The 21,616-nt window shown below is 68.6% G+C and carries 23 protein-coding genes; 18 read left to right on the top strand and 5 right to left on the bottom strand.

Translation table 11 applies throughout. From position 1 onward, the window contains the following. Positions 1-4 precede the first annotated feature (4 nt). The 8 genes from traB (at position 5) to ACZ7DL_RS28955 (ending at position 8,562) form a co-directional block, all read left to right on the top strand. Positions 5-2,071: a plasmid transfer protein TraB gene (gene traB / locus ACZ7DL_RS28990; protein ID WP_470778526.1), complete on the top strand. Its 2,067-nt coding sequence runs from the start codon at positions 5-7 to the stop codon at positions 2,069-2,071. 170 nt (positions 2,072-2,241) lie between these two features. After that, positions 2,242-2,550 (top strand): hypothetical protein, encoded by a 309-nt coding sequence (locus ACZ7DL_RS28985; RefSeq protein ID WP_470778524.1) that lies wholly within the window; start codon positions 2,242-2,244, stop codon positions 2,548-2,550. Positions 2,551-2,563: 13 nt separating this feature from the next. Continuing rightward, the gene (locus ACZ7DL_RS28980; RefSeq protein WP_470778523.1) at positions 2,564-2,824 is read left to right on the top strand and encodes a hypothetical protein; all 261 of its coding nucleotides are present in this window, start codon (positions 2,564-2,566) and stop codon (positions 2,822-2,824) included. Between the two features lie 86 nt (positions 2,825-2,910). Continuing rightward, positions 2,911-3,798, top strand: coding sequence for a bifunctional DNA primase/polymerase (locus tag ACZ7DL_RS28975; RefSeq protein WP_470778521.1), 888 nt, complete (start codon positions 2,911-2,913; stop codon positions 3,796-3,798). Positions 3,799-3,800: 2 nt separating this feature from the next. After that, positions 3,801-5,279 (top strand): ATP-binding protein, encoded by a 1,479-nt coding sequence (locus tag ACZ7DL_RS28970; RefSeq protein ID WP_470778520.1) that lies wholly within the window; start codon positions 3,801-3,803, stop codon positions 5,277-5,279. A 439-nt stretch (positions 5,280-5,718) separates the two neighbouring features. Beyond that, positions 5,719-5,958, top strand: a complete 240-nt coding sequence (locus ACZ7DL_RS28965; protein WP_470778519.1) for a helix-turn-helix transcriptional regulator — start codon at positions 5,719-5,721, stop codon at positions 5,956-5,958. A gap of 75 nt (positions 5,959-6,033) precedes the next feature. Further along, positions 6,034-7,284, top strand: a complete 1,251-nt coding sequence (locus ACZ7DL_RS28960) for a tyrosine-type recombinase/integrase (RefSeq protein ID WP_470778518.1) — start codon at positions 6,034-6,036, stop codon at positions 7,282-7,284. 201 nt (positions 7,285-7,485) lie between these two features. Then, entirely contained in the window at positions 7,486-8,562 is a 1,077-nt protein-coding gene (locus ACZ7DL_RS28955) for an MrcB family domain-containing protein (RefSeq protein ID WP_470778516.1), read from the top strand. A 183-nt stretch (positions 8,563-8,745) separates the two neighbouring features. On the opposite strand, the gene glnA is transcribed toward ACZ7DL_RS28955, so the two are convergent. Beyond that, a complete protein-coding gene (glnA, locus tag ACZ7DL_RS28950; RefSeq protein ID WP_470778514.1) occupies positions 8,746-10,107 on the bottom strand; it encodes a type I glutamate--ammonia ligase in 1,362 nt (453 codons plus the stop codon). A gap of 318 nt (positions 10,108-10,425) precedes the next feature. Between glnA and ACZ7DL_RS28945 the strand changes: the two genes are divergently transcribed. Next, positions 10,426-11,610 (top strand): globin domain-containing protein, encoded by a 1,185-nt coding sequence (locus tag ACZ7DL_RS28945; RefSeq protein WP_470778512.1) that lies wholly within the window; start codon positions 10,426-10,428, stop codon positions 11,608-11,610. Between the two features lie 20 nt (positions 11,611-11,630). Here the strand turns inward: ACZ7DL_RS28945 and ACZ7DL_RS28940 are convergent, their stop codons facing one another. Both ACZ7DL_RS28940 and ACZ7DL_RS28935 read right to left on the bottom strand, forming a co-directional pair. Then, positions 11,631-12,674, bottom strand: coding sequence for an FAD-dependent monooxygenase (locus ACZ7DL_RS28940; RefSeq protein ID WP_470778510.1), 1,044 nt, complete (start codon positions 12,672-12,674; stop codon positions 11,631-11,633). Positions 12,675-12,734: 60 nt separating this feature from the next. Further along, positions 12,735-13,208, bottom strand: coding sequence for an RrF2 family transcriptional regulator (locus tag ACZ7DL_RS28935; protein ID WP_470778508.1), 474 nt, complete (start codon positions 13,206-13,208; stop codon positions 12,735-12,737). 138 nt (positions 13,209-13,346) lie between these two features. Here ACZ7DL_RS28935 and ACZ7DL_RS28930 point away from each other — a divergent pair, with 138 nt between their 5' ends. The 3 genes from ACZ7DL_RS28930 to ACZ7DL_RS28920 all read left to right on the top strand — a co-directional run bounded on the left by ACZ7DL_RS28930 (position 13,347) and on the right by ACZ7DL_RS28920 (position 16,816). Continuing rightward, complete coding sequence (locus ACZ7DL_RS28930; RefSeq protein WP_470778506.1) at positions 13,347-14,030, top strand: DUF3105 domain-containing protein; 684 nt, start codon at positions 13,347-13,349, stop codon at positions 14,028-14,030. After that, complete coding sequence (locus tag ACZ7DL_RS28925) at positions 14,027-14,659, top strand: DUF305 domain-containing protein (protein ID WP_470778504.1); 633 nt, start codon at positions 14,027-14,029, stop codon at positions 14,657-14,659. Before ACZ7DL_RS28930 ends, ACZ7DL_RS28925 begins: the two co-directional genes overlap by 4 nt. 213 nt (positions 14,660-14,872) lie before the next feature. Continuing rightward, positions 14,873-16,816 carry a S53 family peptidase gene (locus ACZ7DL_RS28920; RefSeq protein WP_470778502.1) on the top strand — a complete coding sequence of 648 codons (1,944 nt, stop codon included), beginning with the start codon at positions 14,873-14,875 and terminating at the stop codon, positions 16,814-16,816. Between the two features lie 58 nt (positions 16,817-16,874). Here ACZ7DL_RS28920 and ACZ7DL_RS28915 read toward each other — a convergent pair whose 3' ends face one another. Beyond that, on the bottom strand, positions 16,875-17,141 hold the full coding sequence (locus ACZ7DL_RS28915; protein ID WP_470778500.1) for a DUF397 domain-containing protein: 267 nt from the start codon (positions 17,139-17,141) through the stop codon (positions 16,875-16,877). After that, the gene (locus ACZ7DL_RS28910) at positions 17,128-17,958 is read right to left on the bottom strand and encodes a helix-turn-helix domain-containing protein (protein ID WP_470778499.1); all 831 of its coding nucleotides are present in this window, start codon (positions 17,956-17,958) and stop codon (positions 17,128-17,130) included. The genes ACZ7DL_RS28915 and ACZ7DL_RS28910 overlap by 14 nt, the downstream gene beginning before the upstream one ends. A gap of 144 nt (positions 17,959-18,102) precedes the next feature. Between ACZ7DL_RS28910 and ACZ7DL_RS28905 the strand changes: the two genes are divergently transcribed. The 6 genes from ACZ7DL_RS28905 to ACZ7DL_RS28880 all read left to right on the top strand — a co-directional run bounded on the left by ACZ7DL_RS28905 (position 18,103) and on the right by ACZ7DL_RS28880 (position 21,383). Beyond that, positions 18,103-18,327 (top strand): hypothetical protein, encoded by a 225-nt coding sequence (locus tag ACZ7DL_RS28905; RefSeq protein WP_470778498.1) that lies wholly within the window; start codon positions 18,103-18,105, stop codon positions 18,325-18,327. Continuing rightward, complete coding sequence (locus tag ACZ7DL_RS28900; RefSeq protein WP_470778496.1) at positions 18,324-18,695, top strand: ATP-binding protein; 372 nt, start codon at positions 18,324-18,326, stop codon at positions 18,693-18,695. The genes ACZ7DL_RS28905 and ACZ7DL_RS28900 overlap by 4 nt, the downstream gene beginning before the upstream one ends. Positions 18,696-18,791: 96 nt before the next feature. Continuing rightward, positions 18,792-19,115 (top strand): hypothetical protein, encoded by a 324-nt coding sequence (locus ACZ7DL_RS28895; protein WP_470778494.1) that lies wholly within the window; start codon positions 18,792-18,794, stop codon positions 19,113-19,115. Positions 19,116-19,600: 485 nt separating this feature from the next. Then, positions 19,601-19,981 carry a TipAS antibiotic-recognition domain-containing protein gene (locus tag ACZ7DL_RS28890; protein WP_470778493.1) on the top strand — a complete coding sequence of 127 codons (381 nt, stop codon included), beginning with the start codon at positions 19,601-19,603 and terminating at the stop codon, positions 19,979-19,981. A 160-nt stretch (positions 19,982-20,141) separates the two neighbouring features. Continuing rightward, positions 20,142-20,450, top strand: a complete 309-nt coding sequence (locus tag ACZ7DL_RS28885) for a hypothetical protein (RefSeq protein ID WP_470778491.1) — start codon at positions 20,142-20,144, stop codon at positions 20,448-20,450. A 372-nt stretch (positions 20,451-20,822) separates the two neighbouring features. After that, a complete protein-coding gene (locus ACZ7DL_RS28880) occupies positions 20,823-21,383 on the top strand; it encodes a hypothetical protein (RefSeq protein ID WP_470778489.1) in 561 nt (186 codons plus the stop codon). The last annotated feature ends 233 nt before the right edge of the window (positions 21,384-21,616 follow it).

Here is a 21,616-nt window from a genome sequence, read left to right as displayed (position 1 = left end):
GACCATGGCGCGCAAGTGGACTGACCAGGACGGCCGTACCTACCCGCTCACCATCCCCACCACCGACCCGGGTACGGGCGGCACGGTCCGGGCATACCTGCTGCACCGGGCTAAGCCCCACCTTCCGCCGTGGCTCGCTGTCGGCGCCACCGGCGTGGCCGGCGCGCTCGGCAACTGGCGGTGGGGCGACAGCGCCGCGGCCGGCGTCGGTCTCACCCTCGCCTCCGTCGCCCTGACCGGGGTGACGTGGTGGGCGGGCAAGTCGACCAGCCAGCAGCGCCGTCTGCACTCAGCCATGTCCGTGGCGGCGGGGTCGGCATGGGTGACCGCGGCCTGCCTCGCCGGCCCCACCACCGGCCCCCTGGACGACCTGTTCCTGATGGGCGGGCCCGTCGTGGCCCTGTCCTGGAACGTCCGCATGGTCCTGCGCCACAACGACGCCGACCCGCAGGGCGGCGGAGCCGACAAGGGCCTGCTGGAGAAGGTCGGCCTGGCCCGTGCGCAGATCGGGCAGACGAAGGTGGAGCCGAACCGGGTCACGGCACCTTTGGCGCTGGAGGCTGGCGAGCAGACCAACGACGACGTCTCCAAGGCCTTGGCCCGGATCGCGTCCGCGCTGGACCTTCCCGTCTCCGCCGTCCGCTACCACCCCTCGCCGGACTCCAGCCGGCGCGGGGAACTGGTCATCGTCCCCGAAGACATGCTCGCGCAGCCGGTGGAGTGGGAGGGTCCGTCGAACCTCGGGGGTTCGATCGCGGAACCCCTCGTCATCGGTCGCTATGACGACGGCTCCCTGATGGTCCTGTGGCTCCCCGGCGACCCGGAAGCCAAGCGGAACAGCACCCACGTCCTGATCGCGGGCGGCACTGGATCGGGCAAGGGCGAGACCGCCCTGAACCTCCAGACGGAGATCCTGTCCCGCCGGGACGTGCTGCTGTGGGTGTCGGACCCGAAAGCGTTCCAGGACTTCGCACCGCTGCGGCCCGGGATGGACTGGTCCGCCGAGGGCGGGGCGGACACGGAAGTCATGGTGGAGGCGGTCAAGGCAGTTATCCCCGCCCGCACCCGCTGGCTCGGCGCACACGGCTACCGGCAGTGGGTCCCCGCCGCTGCCCAGACCCAGAACGACCCTGCCCACTCCTGCCAGGCAGGCCGGGCGTGCGGGTGCGCCGGTATGCCGTTCCTGGTGGCCTGGTTCGAGGAAGCGGCGAACACCCTGCGCAACCTCGGCGACGACGCGTTCACCGGGATCGCGCAGGAAGCCCGCTCCGCCGGCGTCGCCCTGATCGTGTCCCTCCAGCGACCCTCCTACGACCAGATGTCCACCAGCACCCGGGCTTCCCTGCCGTCGGTGATCGCGCTCGGCTGCGACCCCCGCGACGAAGGGTTCTCGCTGCCCGAGGCGGTCATCGACGCCGGCGCCCACCCCGGAGCATGGGGCAACCGGCGCCCCGGCTACTGCTACGTCGTCTCCCCGGGCATCCCCGAGGACCGCTACCCCTCCCCGGGCCGCACCTTCGCCTTCCCCGCCCGCGCCGTCCCGCTCATGGAACAGCTCGCGGCATGGGCACTGCGCGAGGGCGCGAACGCCGACCCGGTCACGGCCGGCGCGGTCACCGCGGTCGCCGGCCGCGCCTACACCGGCCGCACCACCCCCGACCCCACCCCGGCCGCGGGCAGTCCACGACTGACCGCCGTACTGGGAGACCACCACATGAACGACGGGCAGGGGCACGGGCTGCTGGTCGACCCCGAGGACGCCGACATCGACCCCGAAGCCGACTTGCCGGGCGACGAGGAAGGCGACGACGCGCCGATCTTCGGACGGGAGACTGGCCGCAAGCCGTCCCCCGACGAGGCCCGGGAACTGTTCGCGATCGCCCTGAAGGAGTTCGAACGGGCCGGACAGATGGTCGTGGGCCCCAAAGACTTCATGGACTGGTGCGACCGGCACAACCTATCCCGCCCGTGGGTGTCCGCACGTCTGAAGGAAGCCGCCATGGACGGCCGACTGGAGCCCACGAACGCCACCGGCCGCTGGCGCATCGTCCCCACTCTGGCCGCCGCCTGACACCTGACACCGTCACGTGCCCCTGACACCCAAACCCCTAGGCAGACCCGCTGTCACACGCTCCTGACACCCCCGTGACACCCCGTCTCGCCCCCGGCCCTGACACCCAACCGGCCGGCCCGCGCCACCCCGGCGCGGCCCGGCCGGCTCACTCGAAGGGAAGCCACGCCATGCCGCACCGCGACCCGCCGGGGATCATCGCCCCGCACATCCCCGCCGACGCCTACCGTCGCGCCGAAGTCACCGGACAGCCGGTCGTCATCGTCGTCCACACCACCGACGGCACCGGTCGCCCGCTCAGCCATTTCCTGTACCCGCTCGCCGTCGCGGGTGCCGGCGCCCTCGGCATCTTCGCCACCATCGCCGCGCTGCTGGCCCTGCTCGACTTCGCCGTCCACACCGCCGTGTCCATCGCCGCCGCAACCGGCCCGATCAGCGTCGGCGGCATCACCGTCAAGCTCTTCGGCTCCAAACGTTGACAGGAGACCACCAGTGATCCGACTCCGCATCCGAGTCACCGGTTGCCCGCGCCGCGCGCTGGTCCTGACCGACACCCCACGCCCCAACTGCCCCGAGTGCGCGGGCACCGGCGGCTTCGAGTCCTTTTACGGCGACTACGACACCGGCGAGTACGCCGGATCCGACTGGGACGTCTGCGACTGCTGGACGGCACGGTCCTGGACCCTGCTCCCCCTGCCGCGCTGGACGCGTCGCACCCCGCCCGGCGGCTACAGCACCGAACCGCCGTTCTAGCTACGCCAAGGGCGGCCCCCCATTCCGCCAAGAACCGGGGCCGCCCTCGTTCCACCCATCCAACTGAACAGTGGAGGTTTTCCAGCATGACGCAACCGACCCTGATCCTGCGAGAGCCTCGCGGCATCGGCACGCTGCCCGAAGCTCTGCGTACCGCGCTGACGCTGGCCGCTACCGGTGTGCCGGTGCTGCCCCTGCGTCGGGGCAAGGTGCCGTTCGGGAACTGCCCTCCCTGCAAGAACAGCATCTGCGGGGACCGGCCCAACATGAGGGTGCCGGGCCCCTGCCGCTGCCCGGCCCCGTGCCACGCATGGGCCGCTGCCACCACCGACACGGCCGTCATCCTCTCGCTCCCGTGGCGGGCGGCGTGGCGGCGGGCCGTCGCCCTCGCCTACCACCCCGGCGGCGCCGGATTGACCGTGATCGACCTGGACGATGCGGACGCCATCGCGTGGGCCCGTACCACCCTGCCGGCCACACGGACCGTGGCAACGACGCGCGGTGAGCACTGGATCTACAAGGGTGTCATGACCTCCCGCAACGCGGTTCGGCCCGGTGTCGACATTAAGTCGTCCATGGCCTACGCCCGCTACCTCGGCGCCGGCACCGGCCGCATGGCATACCTGCCGGACGCCGTACGCTCGCTGGCCGTCAAGGCGCCGTCCCCGGTCCGGCCGGCGCCGCACGCCGTCACCATGCCCGTAGGCTCCGGGTCCGGGGAATGCCCGCACCGCACCCCCGCCTACCTGGAACGTGGCATCACCATGGCCGTGGAGCGCATCACCGAGGCGCGCAGCGCGGTCCACGCGACGGTGTACCGGACGTTCCTCGCTGTGCTGTCCAAGCACGGCCGGTGCGGCTGCCTCACCGACGCGCACGTCGCGCGGCTGTTCACCGCCGCGCAGGCCAAGGGCGAGTCCCCGCGGCACTGCTCGGATGCGTGGGCCAACGCCCGCATCGCGCTGGGACTGTGAGCATGGCGGACGACGAGAAGAACCCGGCCCGCGAGGTCATCACCAATTACGCGCAGGCGCACTTCCGGTACTTCCGCACCGCCGACGGGACCGTGTACGCGCAGAAGAACGGCCACCCCGTGGCCCGCCCGATTCGTTCCCAGGGCACCACCGGCAGTCACCGACAGGAACTCATGGTCGGCCTGTACAAGGATGGAATCGGCGTGTTCAACGGCACTGCGCTCAAGGAAGCATTGGACTTGATCGAAGCTCTCGCGTTGGCCGAAGACGTGCAGCCCGTGCACATCCGCGTCGCCCCGGGGCTCGACGGGGCGACGTGGCTGGACCTGGGTCGCGCCGACGGGCAGTCGGTCCGTATCCACCCCACCGGCTGGGACATCGCAGTGCCCGACCCGCGTGAGGTGTGCTGGCGACGCACTCAGCTCACCGGGGAACTGCCCCTGCCGGCCAAGGACACCAACGGCAAGGGGATCGATCTTCTGCTGCGGCTGTGCAACTTCGCTGGCGCTGAGACGGAGTGCCTGGCCATCGCCTGGCTGATCGGCTGCCTGGGGCCGTCCGTGCCTGTCCCCGCTCCTTTCCTCACCGGCCCGCAGGGCGCGGGTAAGTCCACGGGAGGGCGGATGCTGGTGCGGGTCATCGAGGGGATGAGCGGTGACCTGCGGCGGGCCCCGAAGGATGAGGAGAACCTGATTGCGGCGGTGGCCGCCGGATGGGTCACGGCCCTGGACAACCTCTCGCACATGACGCCGGACCTGTCGGACGCGATGTGCTGCATCGTCACCGGGGCCGAGAACGTCAAGCGCGCGCTGTTCACCGACGGGGACGTCTTCCGTGCCCGCTACCGCCGCCCCCTGCTCCTGACCGGCATCGACGTGGGCGTCATCCGGCCCGACCTCGCGGAACGGCTCCTGCCCCTGCGGCTGGAGCGGCCCAAGGTCCGGCGCACGGAAGCGGAACTGTGGGCGGAGTACGCCGAGGCCCTGCCGGTCATCCTCGGGTCCTTGCTTGACCTCACGGTCAACGTCCGCGCGGCCAAGGCGGACATCCCCACCGACCTGCGCATGGCCGACTTCGCGCACCTGTGCGCGCAGCTCGACGCGGCGACCGGCCTCGGAGCGCTGGGCGCCTACCGGGCCAGCCTGGACGACCTCAACGACGACGTCATTGAGGGTGACTTGCTCGCGCAAACCGTCCTCAAGCATGCCGCCGGCATCGAGCCGGGCACCGAGCAGCGGATGACGTCGGCCGAGTGGCTGCACTGCCTCACGGGCCTCTACGCGGGCGAGGACTTCCGTCCCCTGCCCAAGGGTTGGCCGACCACCGGCAAGGTGCTCTCAGACCGCCTCAAGCGCCTTCAGCCCACCCTCGCCGCCCGGGGCGTCCTCATCGACTGGGGCCGCACCAAGACGGCCCGCTACATCGAGATCACGCGGCCGGCCACCGCCCCGCCCTCGCCGGAGCAGGAAGCGGCCTTCTGACCGCGCGGCACCGTGACCGCTCCGCACAAGCAAGAGGAGCACCCGGCCCCGCGTGCTCCTCTTGCTGTTCGGCGGCGCAGCCGCCCTGCAATGGTCGCGCCGCGAAGCGGCCCGTTCTTCCTCTCTGAGCCGCGCAACACAACAGGCACCCCCCTCTCTTTCCGAAGTAGAGAGACGCTGCGTCACCTGCGTCACCCACGCCCCGTAAACGGCCTGTGACCTGCTGAAAAGGGGGTGACGCAGACGGCCTACTTCTGCGTCACCCCGCGTCACCTGCGTCACCCGATGACGAAGGTCTGTGTCACCGGTGACGCACCTCCTAGGCCCTGCGTCACCTCGAAGGCGCAGGTCAGAACCGCGAATGACGCAGATGACGGAGGTGACGCAGAAATCCGCACCTCGGACACGCGCGGCCCTGCTCTCCCTGCTTGGAGTCCTTATGGCAACGCCGACAGATCCCGACCCCCGCGCCGCTCTCCGAGGCGGTCTCCCGGACCGGTACCTCACCCCCGACGACATCGCCGACATGTTCGGCGTGCCTGTCGAGACGGTTTACCAGTGGCGCAAGAAGCGCACCGGCCCGCGCGGCTTCCGCATCGGCAAGCACCTTCGCTACGACCCCGCCGACGTGCGCGCCTACGTCGACCAGTGCAAGAACGCCGAAACCGCCGCCGCCTAACCGAACACCCGCCACACAGCAGGGAGAGCCGCACGGGCGGCTCTCCCTGCTGCATGTCGAGAGGACCATTGCCTAATGGCAGGGCACATCCAGGACCGGTGGTACAAGACCGAACCTGACGCCGCCGGCAAGCCCCGTCGTGTACGCACGGACCGCTACGGCACCGGAATGCGCTACCGCGCCCGCTACATCGGCCCGGACGGGACCGAGAAAAGCAAGTCATTCCCCGACGGACAGAAGCGACTGGCCGATCAGTGGCTCGCCCACATTGAGGCGGACATGTCTCGCGGGCAGTACGTGGACCCTGCCGCGAGCCGGGTGACGTTCCGGCAGTACGCCGAGAAGTGGCTGAACACCCAGACCACCGAGATGACCACGCGCGAGTCAGTGGAGTCCGCGATTCGCGGCCACGCGATCCCCTATCTGGGGCCGCGACCGCTCGGCTCGTTCAAGCCGGAACACATCCGGGACTGGCTCAGCGAACTGGAACGGGCTGTCCCAGCGTCGTCGTACCGGCGCGTGATCTACAACAACGTGTCGACGGTCCTCAACGCGGCCGTGGACGACGGCCACCTGGCAAAGAACCCGTGCCACGCGCAATCGGTGCGTCCGCCTGCCGCGGGTACTGGTCGCGTTGTGCCGTGGAGCGCAGAGCGCGTCTTCGCTGTGCGGGCAGCGCTGCCGCAGCGTTACCGGGCCACAGTCGACCTCGGAGGCGGATGCGGACTCCGGCAGGGCGAGATCTTCGGGCTTTCCGTCGATGAAGTCAGCTTCGATTCAGGATGGCTGCACATCGCGAACCAGGTGAAAGTGACGAAACAGGGTCTCGTGTTCGCGCCACCTAAGCGGAACAAGGTCCGTGACGTGCCCTTGCCGGATCGTGTGGCGCACATCCTGAAACAGCACATCGAGGCGTTCCCCCCGGTCGAGATCACCCTGCCTTGGCTTCGGACAGACGGCGCCCCCGTCACAAAGCAGCTGCTGTTCACCCGTCTCGACGGTGCCGGCGCGGTTCGGCGGACCGACTTCAACGTCCGGACGTGGAAGCCTGCCCTTGTCGCGGCTGGGGTGATCCCTCAGCCGCGGCCGGGTGAGCGCCACCAGGCCGCCCGCGAGCACGGCATGCACGCCCTGAGGCACTTCTACGCCTCGGTACTGCTAGACGCGGGCGAGAACATCAAGGCGCTGAGCCACTACCTCGGACACAACGATCCGGGGTTCACGCTCCGGGTCTACACGCACCTCATGCCGAGCAGCGACGCACGGGCTCGAAAAGCTGTTGATGGCCTGTACAGCGCTGTCGTTCCGAAGCCAGCCACTACCTGACTGTGTTGACCGGGAGCAGCCGTCGCCCAACGGCTGCTCCCGTACCTGAATCGAACTACAGGCAGGGGTGGTCGCTGCGGGCTGCTGCTCGACTAGGAGCACGTCGACAGCATCGATTCGGTACGAAACGACAAGCGCCAACACCGCACCCAGCAAGGGGACTTCGTGCTGTTGTCAGTGGCCACACGTAGCATCCGTGTTATGGAGCTCGGCAACTTCCTTCACACGGTCGGTACTACCTTCGGGGTCGGCACCGACGCCAGCACAAGCACCGACGCGGCTCAGCTACTTCGTGCAGCACCCGATGAGATCGGACACTTGGTTCCGGCTGGTTACCTCGTCGAGGGCAGCCCGGGCAGGGGCAACGCCGCAGTTTGTCCATGGGTGTCGCTCTTTGACCCCGACGAGACAACCAGCGCAACGCGCGGCATGTACCTCGTCTACCTCCTCGCCGAGGACAGGAAGACCTTCGTGCTCAGCCTCAACCAGGGTGTCACGGAGATCACCAAGGCTCTAGGCGCCCGCGAAGCACGTAAAAGATTGGCTGCACAAGCCGAAGCCATCCGGGAGGCCCTGCCAGTAGAGGCCCGGACGGGCTTGGACACGACGATCGATCTCGGCGGCCGATCGGGATTGCCCCGGTCCTACGAGGCCGGCAACCTCTTGGCCATCACCTACGAGATTGCCGCGCTGCCTGAAGAGCAGACATTGCGCGCAGACCTCAGCCGCATGATCACTCTGTATCAAGACGCCTTGGCAGTGCGCGAGGAAGTTCGTCAGACCACGCGAGACACCATCGTGACCGTGGTCGAACAGCCCCCCGTCAAGTCGAGCGAAACCCTGCTGCACTTCGCTCCCAAGAACGACGAAGAGTATGTTCAGGTTGTCACGGCGAGGCGGCTACGCAAGAGTCGCAGCCACGAAACCCTCGTACGTCAGTACGGGGACTTCCTGCGCAACCAAGGCATCGAGGTGGGGACGAACGTCCACCCCCGAGACATGGTTGTCATCGCCAACGGAATTCATTGGCTCACTGAAGCCAAGTTCATCCGCCGTGGCAACGCCACGGGTGCTGTGCGCGAGGCTCTCGGACAGTTGGCGACATACGCCTTCTGCCTCTACCCGGAAGACGCCCAGCCCCAAAAGATGGCCCTGTTCTCCGAGCCGATCGGCGACGTGTATACCCGGCTTCTGGAACACCACGACATCGCCGCAGTGTGGCGCACGGACGACGGCTGGACGGGGTCTCCATCCGCCCTTGCTGCGGGTCTTGCCTAGCAGGTCCCGCCGAGAGGCCCCCGGCTAGGGGCAGGACCTGAGCGGCGAAGGTGGCTACAGGCCGTCGATCTTCGCTCTGACGGCCCAGAGACGGCCCAGAGACAGTGAGACGCAATGGGGCCGACGGTCCAAGACCGTCGGCCCCACGGGATCGTTTCGGCGGAAACCCGCCCTGACCTGCCCTTATAGCACCGGCAGGTTCTTCCGCAGCTCGAAGGCGGTCACCTCGCTGCGGTACTCCTCCCACTCCGACTTCTTGTTGCGCAGGAAGAAGTCGAAGACGTGTTCGCCGAGGGTCTCGGCGACCAGGTCGCTGCTCTCCATGAGGGTCAGGGCCTCGCCGAGGTTCTGCGGGAGGGGCTCGATGCCCATGGCGCGGCGCTCGGCGTTGGACAGGGCCCAGACGTCGTCCTCGGCGCCGGGCGGGAGCTCGTAGCCCTCCTCGATGCCCTTGAGGCCCGCCGCGAGGAGGAGGGCGTAGGCCAGGTAGGGGTTCGCGCCGGAGTCCAGGGAGCGGACCTCCACGCGCGCGGAGCCGGTCTTGCCGGGCTTGTACATCGGGACGCGGACCAGGGCCGAGCGGTTGTTGTGGCCCCAGCAGATGTACGACGGGGCCTCGCCGCCGGCGCCGGCCGTGCGCTCGGAGCCGCCCCAGATGCGCTTGTAGGAGTTCACCCACTGGTTGGTGACCGCGGAGATCTCCGCCGCGTGCCGGAGCAGGCCCGCGATGAAGGAGCGGCCGACCTTCGAGAGCTGGTACTCGGCGCCGGACTCGTAGAAGGCGTTCCGGTCGCCTTCGAACAACGACAGGTGGGTGTGCATGCCGGAGCCGGGGTGCTCGGAGAAAGGCTTCGGCATGAACGTCGCCTGGACGCCCTGCTCCAGCGCCACCTGCTTCATGACCAGGCGGAACGTCATGATGTTGTCCGCCGTGGAGAGCGCGTCGGCGTAGCGCAGGTCGATCTCCTGCTGACCCGGCGCGCCCTCGTGGTGGGAGAACTCCACCGAGATGCCCATCGACTCCAGCATGGTGATCGCCTGGCGGCGGAAGTCCATGCCGACGTTGGTGGGGGTGTGGTCGAAGTATCCCGAGTTGTCGGCCGGGGTGGGGCGCGAGCCGTCCAGCGGGCGGTCCTTCAGCAGGAAGAACTCGATCTCCGGGTGGGTGTAGAAGGTGAAGCCCAGGTCGGAGGTGCGGGCGAGGGCGCGCTTGAGGACGTAGCGCGGGTCGGCGAAGGACGGGGAGCCGTCCGGCATGAGGATGTCGCAGAACATGCGGGCCGTGCCGGGGGTCTCCGCGCGCCACGGCAGGACCTGGAAGGTGGACGGGTCCGGCTTGGCGATCATGTCGGACTCGTAGACCCGGGCGAAGCCCTCGATCGCGGAGCCGTCGAAGCCGATGCCCTCGTCGAAGGCCTGTTCCAGCTCGGCGGGGGCCACGGCGACGGACTTGAGGAAGCCCAGCACGTCCGTGAACCACAGGCGTACGAACCGGATGTCGCGCTCCTCCAAGGTCCGGAGCACGAACTCCTGCTGCTTGTCCATCTTCCGCTTCCCCATCCTTGCTGGTCAGGCCGCCTGTCCCCCGTACCACGGGAGGCGGTCGGGCACCTGAGCATCCCACCACAACACCATTTCACGCTTGTTGCGGAGCTCGATCGCCCGAGCGACCTCGTTCTGAACGCCTCTCGTACGGCAGGTGTACTGCGCTCTTGCCCATCTTGCCTGCTCGGGCCGACATCCGTAATGGCCGGTTCCCCTCCGCTGGTGAACGACGGTGAGCGACACCACGTCCGTTTAATTTGCATCTTAGATGCAAGTTTTCATAGCGTGCCGGTGAGCCGAGTTCTCCGAGGAGTCCCGATGCTGACCGAGCAGTCCGCAGCCACCGTCCGTGCCACTCTGCCCGCTGTCGCAGCGGCCATCGGCGAGATCACCGAGCGCTTCTACACGCGCCTCTTCGCCGCCCACCCCGACCTGCTGCGCAACCTCTTCAACCGCGGCAACCAGGCCGCCGGCACCCAGCGGCAGGCCCTCGCCGGCTCGATCGCCGCCTTCGCCACGCATCTGCTGGACCACCCGGACCAGCGGCCGGACGCGATGCTCGGCCGTATCGCGCACAAGCACGCCTCCCTGGGCGTGGCCCCCGAGCAGTACCAGGTCGTCCACGAGCACCTCTTCGCCGCCATCGCCGAGGTCCTCGGCGAGGCCGTCACGCCCGAGGTGGCCGCCGCCTGGGACGAGGTGTACTGGCTGATGGCGAACGCGCTGATCGCGATCGAGAAGCGGCTGTACGAGGAGAGCGGCGGGCCGGGCTACCGGGAGTTCCGGGTCGAGGAGCGCATCGAGGAGACCCCGGACGTCGTCACCTTCCGGCTGCGGCCGGCCGACGGGGGTCCGGTGGCCGCCTTCCGCGCCGGACAGTACGTCTCCGTCCGTGTCGCCCTGTCCGACGGCGCCCGGCAGATACGGCAGTACAGCCTGTCCGGGGCGCCCGGCGAGGCGGTGCGCCAGATCAGCGTCAAGCGCGTGCACGGCGAGGCCACGCCCGACGGCGAGGTCTCGAACCACCTCCACGCGCGCGTGCGGGCCAGTGACGTCCTGGAGCTGTCGGAGCCGTACGGCGACCTCGTCCTGGCCGGCGAGCCGGAGAAGCCCCTGCTGCTCGCCTCGGCGGGTATCGGCGTGACCCCGATGACCGCGATGCTGGCCGACCTCGCGGCCGGCGGCCACCGCGCCCCGGTCACCGTCGTGCACGGCGACCGCTCCCCCGCCGACCACGCCCTGCGCACCGACCACACGGCCTACGCCGGCAAGCTGCCCGACGCCTCCGTGCACTTCTTCTACGAGCGGGACGCCGAGCCCGGCACCCGGACCGGCCTGGTCGACCTGACGGACATCGCCGTTCGGCCCGGCACGCGCGCGTACCTGTGCGGCCCGCTGCCGTTCATGCGCGCGGTCCGCGCCCAGCTGATCGGCAAGGGCGTGGCCCCGGCGGACATCCACTACGAGGTGTTCGGCCCGGACCTGTGGCTGGCGCAGGGCTAGAAGGCGCTGGAAAGGGAGTCTCAGGCGCCGAAGCGGAGGGCGCCCTCGCGGCCGGTCTCCTGGTTCTCGGCCACGTACGGGCGCAGCTCCTCCTCGTAGCCGGCGAAGGCCTTGGCGTGGTCACCGCCGGACTCGGCGAGGTGCCGGGCGAGGGTGCGGGCGCCGATCAGCGCCTGCGAGGTGCCCATGCCCGAGGTGGGGGCGGCGCAGTAGCCGGCGTCGCCCACGAGCACCACCCGGCCCTCGGACCAGCGGTCGAGGTGAACCTGGCAGGCCGAGGAGAAGTAGAAGTCGCCGGCGGCGGCCATGTCCTGCAGCAGGCGGGGCACGATCCAGCCGGCGCCGGCCATCCGTTCCCGGGTGATCCGTTCCTGCTCGGCGCGGCCTTGCAGGTCCAGCCGCGGGGAGTCGCTGCCGAAGGAGAGGCTGACGGACATCCGGTCCGGGTCGGCCGCGCTGAACGCGTACACCGCCCGGCCGGGTGACTGCTGCAGCACGCCCCGGTGGTCCAGACCGAGGTGGTTCGGCGCGCTGAAGCCGACCCCGGACAGACCGAGGTGCCGGATGACTTCCGCGTGCGGGCCGAAGGCCAGGCGGCGCACCACGGAGTAGATGCCGTCGGCGCCGACGACCAGGTCGAAGGTTTCCGGCGCGGCGCGTTCGAAGCCGACCCGGACGCCGTCGCCGTCCTGCTCGATCGCATTGATCGAGTCGTCGAAGACGTAGTGCACCGCGTCGCGCGTGTGCTCGTGGAGGATGCAGGTCACCTCGCGCTTGGGCACCTCCAGTTCGCCGGCGAAGACCTCGGCCGGCAACTCGCCGACGCGGTTGCCGTCGGCGTCCAGCAGGTCGGTGCCGCGCATTCCGGTGGCGTGCTTGCGCACCTCCTCCAGGATGCCCACCTCTTTGAGCACCTCGAAGGCCGCGCCGCGGAAGTCGACGGCGTAGCCGCTGTCGCGCAGGGCCGGTGCGCGCTCGACGACGGTGACCTCGTGGCCGTCGCGGTGCAGGAACCAGGCAAGGGCGGGACCGGCGACGCTCGCGCCGGAGATCAGGACCTTCATGACGAACCCCCGTAGTCGTTTCGAGTCGGGGGCCAGCCTTCACGAGGGCGTACCCGATGATCAACGGCCGGTTTCGGCCAAGAGGCCGGCCGCGTCGCCGGCCGGCCCCCGCGTGATGCCCAGCAGCAGCGGGCCGGTCGGGTCGGTGACGATGTCGGAGATCGTGACCGGGTCCAGTGCGGCGAAGAACGCCTCCTGGGCCTGGCGCAGGGCTCCGCGCAGGCGGCAGCCGTGGCGCAGGGGGCAGGGGGTGGCGCCCTCGCAGTCGACCACGTCGCCGTCGCCCTCGAAGGTGCGCACCACCGCGCCCACCGACGCCGCACGGCCCCGCTCGCTCAGTGCCAGTCCCCCGCCCCGCCCGCGGCGGGCGTCGACCAGGCCCAGGTGCTGGAGCTCGGCGACGACCTTCGCGGCGTGCGTGTAGGGGACGTCCATGTCGGCGGCGACCTGGCGGGTCGTGGGCGTGCCGTCGGCGACCACGGCGAGTCGCATCAGGACGCGCAGGGCCAGGTCGGTGGAGCGCAGCAGCCGCATACCTCGAGCGTAGGTAATACGCATGCCGCCTTCAAATTATCCGGTTCCTGTGCCCTCCCTACGGAAGAGCGCCCCTGCCGCATTACGATCAGCGGGCCCCACCGTCCATGCTCTTTCCCTTCCAGAAGGACACGTCTCATGGGTTCCGGCAAGAACAGCAGCACCGCGGCGCGCAAGGCGCGCATAGAGGAGATGCGGCGCGCCGAGCGTGCCCGGGAGCGCCGTAACCGGATCCTCACCATCGCCGCCAGTGCCGTGGTCGTCACCGGTCTCGTCGTCGGCGGTGTGGTCCTGGTGAACTCGCAGCGCGACTCCGACAAGGACGTGGCGTCGCCGAGCGGCGACGCCAAGGGCTCCGGGGACTCCGGGCACTTCACCACCGGCAAGGACGGCGTGCAGACCTGGTCGGGCAAGCTGGCCCGGACGCATGTGACGACCAAGGTGTCGTACCCGATGCACCCGCCGGTCGGCGGCAACCACAACCCGGTCTGGCTGAACTGCAACGGCGACGTCTACACCGAGCCGGTGGCGGACGAGAACGCCGTGCACTCGCTGGAGCACGGCGCGGTCTGGGTGACGTACACCGGCAAGGCGCAGAAGGCCGACGTCGACGCGCTCGCGGCGAAGGTGAAGAAGACGCCGTACTCGCTGATGAGCCCGTACGAGAAGCAGGCCGCCCCGCTGGTCCTGTCGGCGTGGGGCCACCAGGTGGCGGTGAAGAGCGCGAAGGATCCGGAAGTGGACAAGTTCTTCGCCACCTACGTGCAGGGCAAGCAGACGCCCGAGCCGGGCGCCTCGTGCACCGGCGGGGTCATGAAGTGAGGCGGCAGCACATCGGCTGGGCCGCGGGGGCCGCGGCGGCGGTGCTGGTCGCGGCCGGCGCGATCACGTACGCGGTCGCCGAGGACACCGGCGGATCGGATGCGAAGACGCCGGGCGCAAAGTCGGCCGACGCCGGCTTCGCGCGGGACATGGCAGTCCACCACCAACAGGCCGTCGAGATGTCGTACATCGTGCGGGACCGTACGAAGAACGAGGAGGTGCGGCGGCTCGCGTACGACATCGCGCAGACGCAGGCCAACCAGCGCGGGATGCTGCTGGGCTGGCTGGACCTGTGGGGGCTGCCGAAGGTGTCGGCCGAGCCGCCGATGACCTGGATGGGCATGGGCGGCATGGCTTCCGGCAAGGACGGCGCGCTGATGCCGGGCATGGCGACCAACACCGAGCTGAAGAAGCTCCAGTCGCTGAGCGGGAAGCAGGCCGAGATCTTCTATCTCCAGCTCATGACGGACCACCACAAGGGCGGCGTCCACATGGCCGAGGGGTGTGCCGCCAAGTGCGCCGTCGGCGTGGAGAAGCGGCTCGCGCAGGGCATGGTCGACGCGCAGCAGTCGGAGATCGAGCTGATGGCCGGGATGCTCAAGGAACGGGGCGCGCAACCCCGTTCATAACAACGCTGTCCGGACGAAAGCGCCAAATCCCCCTACGGGGCGGTTACTTGAGCTTCTCTTGACTTTTACGTTCCCCTGACATGAACGGTTCATCGAGAGAGTGGCCCCCATCGTGTGATCCATTCGCCGGCCGACACCGCCGCGGGCCGGCGCGCGCATCCACGTGGTACCGACCACCACTACATGCATGCGAACCGCATCGCAGGGGGTTCTATGAGATCCAACCGCGCCACCGTGCGCGCCGGCGTGAGCATGGCAGCGACACTGCCCATGATCGCCGGTGCGCTGGCGCTGGGCATACCCGCGGCACACGCCGTGGACAGCCCCGCCCGTGACGTACTGAAGGGCACCCGGCCGCTGTGGGCCACGGCCAAGGCGGACAAGGGCGCGACCTCGGACAGCGCCCGGGTCAAGGCCCGCGTCTACCTGGCCGGCAAGGACGCGGCCGGCCTCGCCGCCTACGCGAAGGCGGTGTCCGACCCCGGCTCGCCGCTGTACGGCAAGTACCTGAGCACCAAGAAGGCGCAGGCCCGCTTCGGGGCCACGAAGGCCCAGGTCACCGCGGTCACGTCCTGGCTGAAGTCGGCCGGTCTGACCGTCACCGCGGTCACCCCGCACTACGTCGCCGTCTCCGGTGACGTGGCCGCCGCCGAGAAGGCGTTCGGCACCCAGCTGCACAACTTCGCCAAGGGCGCGAAGACCTACCGCGCCCCGGCGCGGACGGCCTCCGTCCCGGCCGCCCTGAAGGGCGCCGTCCTGACCGTCACCGGCCTGGACAACGCCCCGCACAAGGCCAACCACGACGACCAACTGCCGCCCCCTGACGCGGTGTTCAAGAACTCCGGGCCGTTCTCCTCCTACTACGGCTCGAACCTCGCGACCACGCTGCCGGACGCGTACGGCTCGAAGATCCCGTACGCGGTCAAGGGCTACACCGGCAAGCAGCTGCGCGCCGCGTACGGCGCGGGCACCTACACCGGCCGCGGCGTCCGCATAGCCATCACCGACGCCTACGCCTCCCCGACGATCGCCTACGACGCGGGCAAGTACGCGCTGAAGAACGGTGACGCGGCCTGGAAGACCGGCCAGCTGCACCAGGTGCTGCCGAAGAACTACACCAAGACCGAGGAGTGCGGCGCGGCCGGCTGGTACGGCGAGGAGACCCTCGACGTCGAGGCGGTGCACGCGGTGGCGCCGAACGCGGACGTGACGTACGTCGGCGCGTCCTCCTGCTACGACGACGACCTGCTGGACTCGCTCAGCAAGATCGTCGACAACCACCTGGCCGACATCGTCTCCAACTCCTGGGGCGACGTCGAGGCCAACCAGACGCCGGACCTCGCCGCCGCCTACGACCAGGTCTTCCAGCTGGGCGCGGTGCAGGGCATCGGCTTCTACTTCTCCTCCGGTGACGACGGCGACCAGGTCGCCAACACCGGTGTGAAGCAGGTCGACACCCCGGCCAACTCCGCGTGGGTGACCGCGGTCGGCGGCACCTCGCTGGCCGTCGGCAAGGGTGACAAGTACCTGTGGGAGACCGGCTGGGGCACCGAGAAGGCGACCCTGTCGGCCGACGGCAAGAGCTGGGTGGGCTTCCCCGGCACCTTCACCTCGGGCGCGGGCGGCGGCACCAGCAAGACGGTGCCTCAGCCGTACTACCAGAAGGGCATCGTGCCGAAGGCGCTGGCGACGGCCAACAACGCCGGCGGCAACCGCGTCGTCCCGGACATCGCGGCGATCGCCGACCCGAACACCGGCTTCCTGGTGGGCCAGACCCAGACCTTCCCCGACGGCACCGAGCAGTACAGCGAGTACCGCATCGGCGGCACGTCGCTGGCGGCGCCGGTGATCGCGGCGGTCCAGGCGCTGGCCCAGGAGGCCCGCGGCGGCAAGGCCATCGGCTTCGCCAACCCGTCGATCTACGCCAAGTACGGCAAGAAGGGCGTCTACCACGACGTCACGGACGACCCGACGGGGTCCGGCCTGGCGGTGGCGCGTGTCGACTTCACCAACGGCCTCGACGCGTCGGGCGGCCTGCTGACGTCGGTACGCAGCCTGGGCAAGGACAGCTCGCTGGCCGCGGTGAAGGGCTATGACGACGTGACGGGCGTCGGCTCGCCGGCCACCGGTTACGTGCAGTCGTTCCGGCGGCGCTGAGTCGCTCCGCTGAACAGCAGGGGGCGTGAGGTCTTGAGGGCCTCACGCCCCTTCTTCTTCACGGGACCTTGAGCGCGGTGATGAAGGGGGTCCAGGCGGAGGCGGTGAGAAGCAGGGCCAGGCCGTCGGGGACCTTGGAGTCGCGTACGGGGACGAGGCCGGGGATGTTGTCGGCGACTTCGACGCAGTGGCCGCCGTCGCCGTTGCTGTAGCTCGACTTGCGCCAGAGTGCGGCGCGGGGGAAGTCTCCGGCGACTTCGACGCAGTTGCCGCCGCTTTCATTGCTGTAGCTGCTCTTGAACCAGAGGGCGTCACTCAAGCTCATGGGGTTTCTTGCCATTTCGGTAGTCCTCGGCTGCTTGCTCGATGAGGTTCAGGGACGTTTCCGGATCCAGTGCAGCGGCCCTGAGGCGACCGTACGCCTTCGAGTACTGCCTCACGAGTGCCGGATCGTCGATCAACTGGCCGCTGTACATCCCCTCCGTGTACATGATCGGTGGCGCATCATCGAAGGTCATGAACCTCGCCATGCCCATCATGAAGGGATGCGCGCCCAGTTTCCGCGGCACGAGTTGCGTAAACGTCCGGCGCTTGCGCAGCACATCCACGAGGTGGGCCAGCTGTTCCGCCATTTCGTTCGGTGGAAGGAGGGGCTGCAGGAGGACCGACTCATGCAGAACCACCCAGCTGTCGGGTGAGTCCTTGTCCTCGAAGAGCCACGCGCGGCTACGTCGATCAGCAACCTTGGCCGCCAGCCTCTCCTCGGACTCCGTCGGGTAAGCCGCCAAGACCACAGCCTCGATGTACGGCTCCAGTTGAAGAGGGCCTGGGATCAGCTGCGGGTCCCACTCCTCGATCTCCACTGCTCGCTTTTCCAGTTCAAGCACGTCGATGAAGTACTCGGCGTGACCGCCCTTCCGCGCCCTTCGCACATCCTCGCAACGCCGCTCGAAGAACCCGTCCGTCCCCAGCACCCGATCCGCATGCCGAGCGAGATCGATCGGCATCCTGCGCTCCCCGCGCTCGATGTCGCTGAGGTACGTCTTGCCGTAGAAGCTGCCCTCAAGGAACGCCTCCAACGACAACCCGGCCGCCTCCCGCTTCCACCGCAACTCCTTGCCGTAGAAGGTCGGGACGCTCATCGAGCCGTCAATGTCCTTGCCCCGAGCCACCGCTCGCCCACCTCCGCTGCCCTGATCGCGAACGCGAAACCGCTTCCACGGTAGCGAGCGCGGAGACACTCTGTGAGGCGTTCGTCACACACCGCACAGAAGGTGCCGTCCTCCATGCCAGACCACTCCCCCACCGCCTACGACGTGACCCTCTGCGTCGAGGACCTCCGCGCCGCGCTCGCCCTGCACGGCATCACGCTCCCCTCCCTCAGGGTCGACCTGCCGGGTTTCGCCGGCACGTACAACCCGCCCGCGGGACTCGTCACGCTCGGGAACTGCAACACGGCCACGGCACGCGCCCTGGCCGCCGCGTTGCGGAAGGCGGCGGCCGAGCGATGACACCGCTGGAATTCGAGCTGCTCGCCACGCCGAAGGCTGCGCCGGACCTGCGCCACCACCTCCGCGAGCACGACTTCGACGTCCGTCTGTGCGCCACGGAGTTGCTGACGAACGTCATCGACCACCTGGGCGAGGGCACACCGGTGACCGTACGAGTCATCGGTACGGCGGCGAGTCACGGCCGTACCCGCATCGAGGTGACCGACCCCGACCCGCGCGCGTTGCCCGCCCCGCTGTCCGCCGCAGACGCGGCGGAGTCGGGCAGGGGGCTGGCTCTCGTGGACGCCCTGGCCGAGCGGTGGGGGGGGAACAGGGACCGGACCGGAAGACGGTGTGGTGCGAACTGCGGAACCGGGGAACTGAGGTGAGCGGACGTGACAGGGCAGACGCCCCCGCCCCCGCCTCTCGGCACCCAACGGCTACCTTGGCAGCTCAGCCAGGTGAAGCGACCGCACGGAGATGCCATGGGAATTGAGCTGGAGTTGCGGGTCGGGCAAGCCTCTCGGAACAAGAAGCGCCAGGACCTCGTGATCCGCACCTCCCACGAGCACGGGGACGCGCTCGCCCGGGCCCTGGACGGGGTGACCCAGGGGCGGCTCGCCCGGATAGACCCCTACCGGGACACCCGCTTCACCGACCAGGACGCGCAGGCCGCCCTTCCGGAGGTGGCCGCCCTCGTACGGGAGTGCACCAGCCCCTTCCAGGAGGCCGCCCTGCGCGACCTCGCCGAGCTGCTGGAGGCCTGCGTGGCAACGCCGGGCAGCTGCCTCTGGTTCATCGGCGACTAGGGCCTGTTGCGAAAGTGGATCGCCTGTCAGACCTGCCTGGGATGCGTCCTCGGCGAAGGAGGTGTCGCGGACGTGGCGCAGGGACTCGATGTTCCAGTGGGCGCGGACCAGCTTCGCAAGCTGTGCTGGGGCGGCCTGGGGGGCGGTGAGACTCGTGACCTCGTAGACGGTCTTGATGGTGGCCTTTCCGGTCTTGCGGCAGGTACGGCGGCGCTTCATATGGATGGCCTGGCGGGCGCCGGGGAACAGCAGGCTGCTCACGGTGGCGACCTTGATCCGGCGGATCTCGCAGCGCCCGTGGCCGGTTCCTTCGTCCGACCCAGGAGCGGGATGTCCCGCCAGGGAAGCGACTTGAGCTGCATGCGGAGACTCTTCTGGCTGCCCTTGACGAATCGACTGAGCCGCTCAATTAAATAGCTTGCCGAGCCGGTGGTCCTGTGTCACTGTTCCGCCTGGATCAACAGCCGGACAAGAGAATTGGCGCCATGGGGAATCAGTACGAGGAAGAGTGTCGTCGGTCGTTGGCCGAAGAGCAGGCGAAGAGCCTTGCCGAGACCAACAACTGGGAGCACGTTGACAGGCCTCAGGTCCACCAGGACTGGGACGTGCTGTACCGGGAGATCGCGGCCCGCCTGGACGGCTCCCTGCCCGGGGATCCCCAGATCCAGGAGCTCGTCGGCCGGCATTTCGGCATAGCCTGCCGGTTTTACGCCCCCAGCAGGCAAGCGTACGTCGGGATGGCACTCTTCTATGCGGAAGACGACGCCATGAGGGAGTTTCACAACTCCTACCATCCCGGGATGGTGGAATTCCTGGGTGAGGCGATGAGGATATTCGCCGAACGGGGAGTCGGCTTCACTTCGTAGTACTCCTGCTGCAGATCGTGATCCTGCCCGTTGGCAGGGCAGGGCTTCGGCGTTCGTATAGCATCCGGTTCCTGGCGGTTTGTCGGGCTACGGGAACGGAAGTAGGCACGGCTTCCAAGATCATGGAGTTCTCGACGCCCCGTGATCCGACTGGAAGACCGTGCCTGCCGACGCACCATCGCTGATCCCGTCCGCCTTTGACCAGCTCCGCCAGCAGCCCGATCCCAGCCTCCAGGAGGTTCCGGGGCTGCTGGAACGGCTCGCGGAGGTGCCCGACCCGCGCGATCCGCGCGGCGTGCGGCATGCGCTGGTGGTCGTGCGGACCGGCAACGCACCCCGGGCGATGGCCACGTGGCGCAACCTCGCCATCGGCATCCTGAAACGCTCCGGCGTCACCAACATCGCTGCCGCCCTCCGCCGCAACGCTCGCGACCCCCGACGACCGCTCGCGCTCCTCGGCCTCGGATGATCAGAAACCGGGCATCATCCGACTACGCCGAAGCCCTGCGCGCGGACCGCCTTGACCGCTGGTACGGATAGGACAGCACTGCCCACTCCACCCACGGCGAATGGCGTCGCTGAACCGCTCACCAAGGCGTGATTGCAAGGTGTTTGTCTGGCCGTTGAGGTCGTCGGTCAGCATGAGCAGCGCGTCCTCTGACGGGCAGTCGATCTGGTCGCCGCTCCACGCGAACCGGAATCATTTGCTTCGCTTAAGGCCCTCGATCGGTCCAGCTTCACGCCTAAACTCAGGCTGCTTTAGGCCCTGTTGAGCAAGTCGTCTTCACCCGCGGCCGACTCTAGGTGCAGCTCACCTTGTGGCATACTGCCCAAGCCCTTAATGATCAAGCTCGTCTTGAGCGTCCTTTTTGAACTTGAATTTGGAAGTAACACCGTGAAGACTCTCACTCGCTCGGTATTCGCAATGGGAGCGGCGGCCGCTCTCGTTTCCATGGGGATGAGTCCCGCACAAGCGGCAGGCCCGAAGGTCTGCATCAATCCTCATGTCGCCGGCCTCGGCACTACAGGCGATGTGTGCAACACGTGGGACACCTACTACTACGCAGGGACTGTCGGCGAGAACAGGGCCATCGAGGGTGCTCACATCTCGATCTATGGCCTTGGAAGGGTCTGCGTCGACGCTCATCTGCGAAACATGGGGTGGCAGGGAGAAAAATGCTCTGGTGACGGAATGTCGATCTGGGTTGGCACGATGGGCCAGAACCGGCCCATGGAAGCCTTGCGGATCAGGTTGCCCGACGAGGGCGTAGTGAGGGGGATGGGGCACGTGCAGAACGAGGGCTGGCAAAACGAAGTCGATGGCTCGTACATCCAAATCGGCACCGTTGGAAAGGCCCTGAATCTGGAAGCTGTCGCCGTCGTACCGGCAGCCTCGCCCTGATCCAAGAGGTAGCCGCGGCCTCCCTCAAGGGATCAGCCGCGGCACCACTACCTCACCGACATACAGCCCGCACTGCCCCTTCACAGCCACTGAGGGAGCGCCGCGATGCAGACGGTTGCCTCGAAGCGGACCGCAAGCTTGATGCCCCTATGGATGTCAACCGGCGGGGACTGGTGCCGGGGCTTGCTTTCTGGATGTGAGCAGGGCTTGGTAGATCTCGCGGGCCACGTAGC

The organism is Streptomyces sp. NPDC036984 (assembly GCF_055607665.1).
The sequence above is the reverse complement of the archived record's forward strand: the minus strand, read 5'-3'. Positions and strand labels throughout refer to the sequence as shown.

Bases quoted from the DNA above. Each gene is read 5' to 3' on its own strand.
- traB (WP_470778526.1), top strand. From the start codon at position 5: ATGGCGCGCAAGTGGACTGACCAGGACGGCCGTACCTACCCGCTCACC.
- ACZ7DL_RS28985 (WP_470778524.1), top strand. From the start codon at position 2,242: ATGCCGCACCGCGACCCGCCGGGGATCATCGCCCCGCACATCCCCGCC.
- ACZ7DL_RS28975 (WP_470778521.1), top strand. From the start codon at position 2,911: ATGACGCAACCGACCCTGATCCTGCGAGAGCCTCGCGGCATCGGCACG.
- ACZ7DL_RS28970 (WP_470778520.1), top strand. From the start codon at position 3,801: ATGGCGGACGACGAGAAGAACCCGGCCCGCGAGGTCATCACCAATTAC.
- ACZ7DL_RS28965 (WP_470778519.1), top strand. From the start codon at position 5,719: ATGGCAACGCCGACAGATCCCGACCCCCGCGCCGCTCTCCGAGGCGGT.
- ACZ7DL_RS28960 (WP_470778518.1), top strand. From the start codon at position 6,034: ATGGCAGGGCACATCCAGGACCGGTGGTACAAGACCGAACCTGACGCC.
- ACZ7DL_RS28955 (WP_470778516.1), top strand. From the start codon at position 7,486: ATGGAGCTCGGCAACTTCCTTCACACGGTCGGTACTACCTTCGGGGTC.
- glnA (WP_470778514.1), bottom strand. From the start codon at position 10,107: ATGGACAAGCAGCAGGAGTTCGTGCTCCGGACCTTGGAGGAGCGCGAC.
- ACZ7DL_RS28945 (WP_470778512.1), top strand. From the start codon at position 10,426: ATGCTGACCGAGCAGTCCGCAGCCACCGTCCGTGCCACTCTGCCCGCT.
- ACZ7DL_RS28940 (WP_470778510.1), bottom strand. From the start codon at position 12,674: ATGAAGGTCCTGATCTCCGGCGCGAGCGTCGCCGGTCCCGCCCTTGCC.
- ACZ7DL_RS28935 (WP_470778508.1), bottom strand. From the start codon at position 13,208: ATGCGGCTGCTGCGCTCCACCGACCTGGCCCTGCGCGTCCTGATGCGA.
- ACZ7DL_RS28930 (WP_470778506.1), top strand. From the start codon at position 13,347: ATGGGTTCCGGCAAGAACAGCAGCACCGCGGCGCGCAAGGCGCGCATA.
- ACZ7DL_RS28920 (WP_470778502.1), top strand. From the start codon at position 14,873: ATGAGATCCAACCGCGCCACCGTGCGCGCCGGCGTGAGCATGGCAGCG.
- ACZ7DL_RS28915 (WP_470778500.1), bottom strand. From the start codon at position 17,141: ATGAGCTTGAGTGACGCCCTCTGGTTCAAGAGCAGCTACAGCAATGAA.
- ACZ7DL_RS28910 (WP_470778499.1), bottom strand. From the start codon at position 17,958: ATGAGCGTCCCGACCTTCTACGGCAAGGAGTTGCGGTGGAAGCGGGAG.
- ACZ7DL_RS28905 (WP_470778498.1), top strand. From the start codon at position 18,103: ATGCCAGACCACTCCCCCACCGCCTACGACGTGACCCTCTGCGTCGAG.
- ACZ7DL_RS28900 (WP_470778496.1), top strand. From the start codon at position 18,324: ATGACACCGCTGGAATTCGAGCTGCTCGCCACGCCGAAGGCTGCGCCG.
- ACZ7DL_RS28895 (WP_470778494.1), top strand. From the start codon at position 18,792: ATGGGAATTGAGCTGGAGTTGCGGGTCGGGCAAGCCTCTCGGAACAAG.
- ACZ7DL_RS28890 (WP_470778493.1), top strand. From the start codon at position 19,601: ATGGGGAATCAGTACGAGGAAGAGTGTCGTCGGTCGTTGGCCGAAGAG.
- ACZ7DL_RS28880 (WP_470778489.1), top strand. From the start codon at position 20,823: ATGATCAAGCTCGTCTTGAGCGTCCTTTTTGAACTTGAATTTGGAAGT.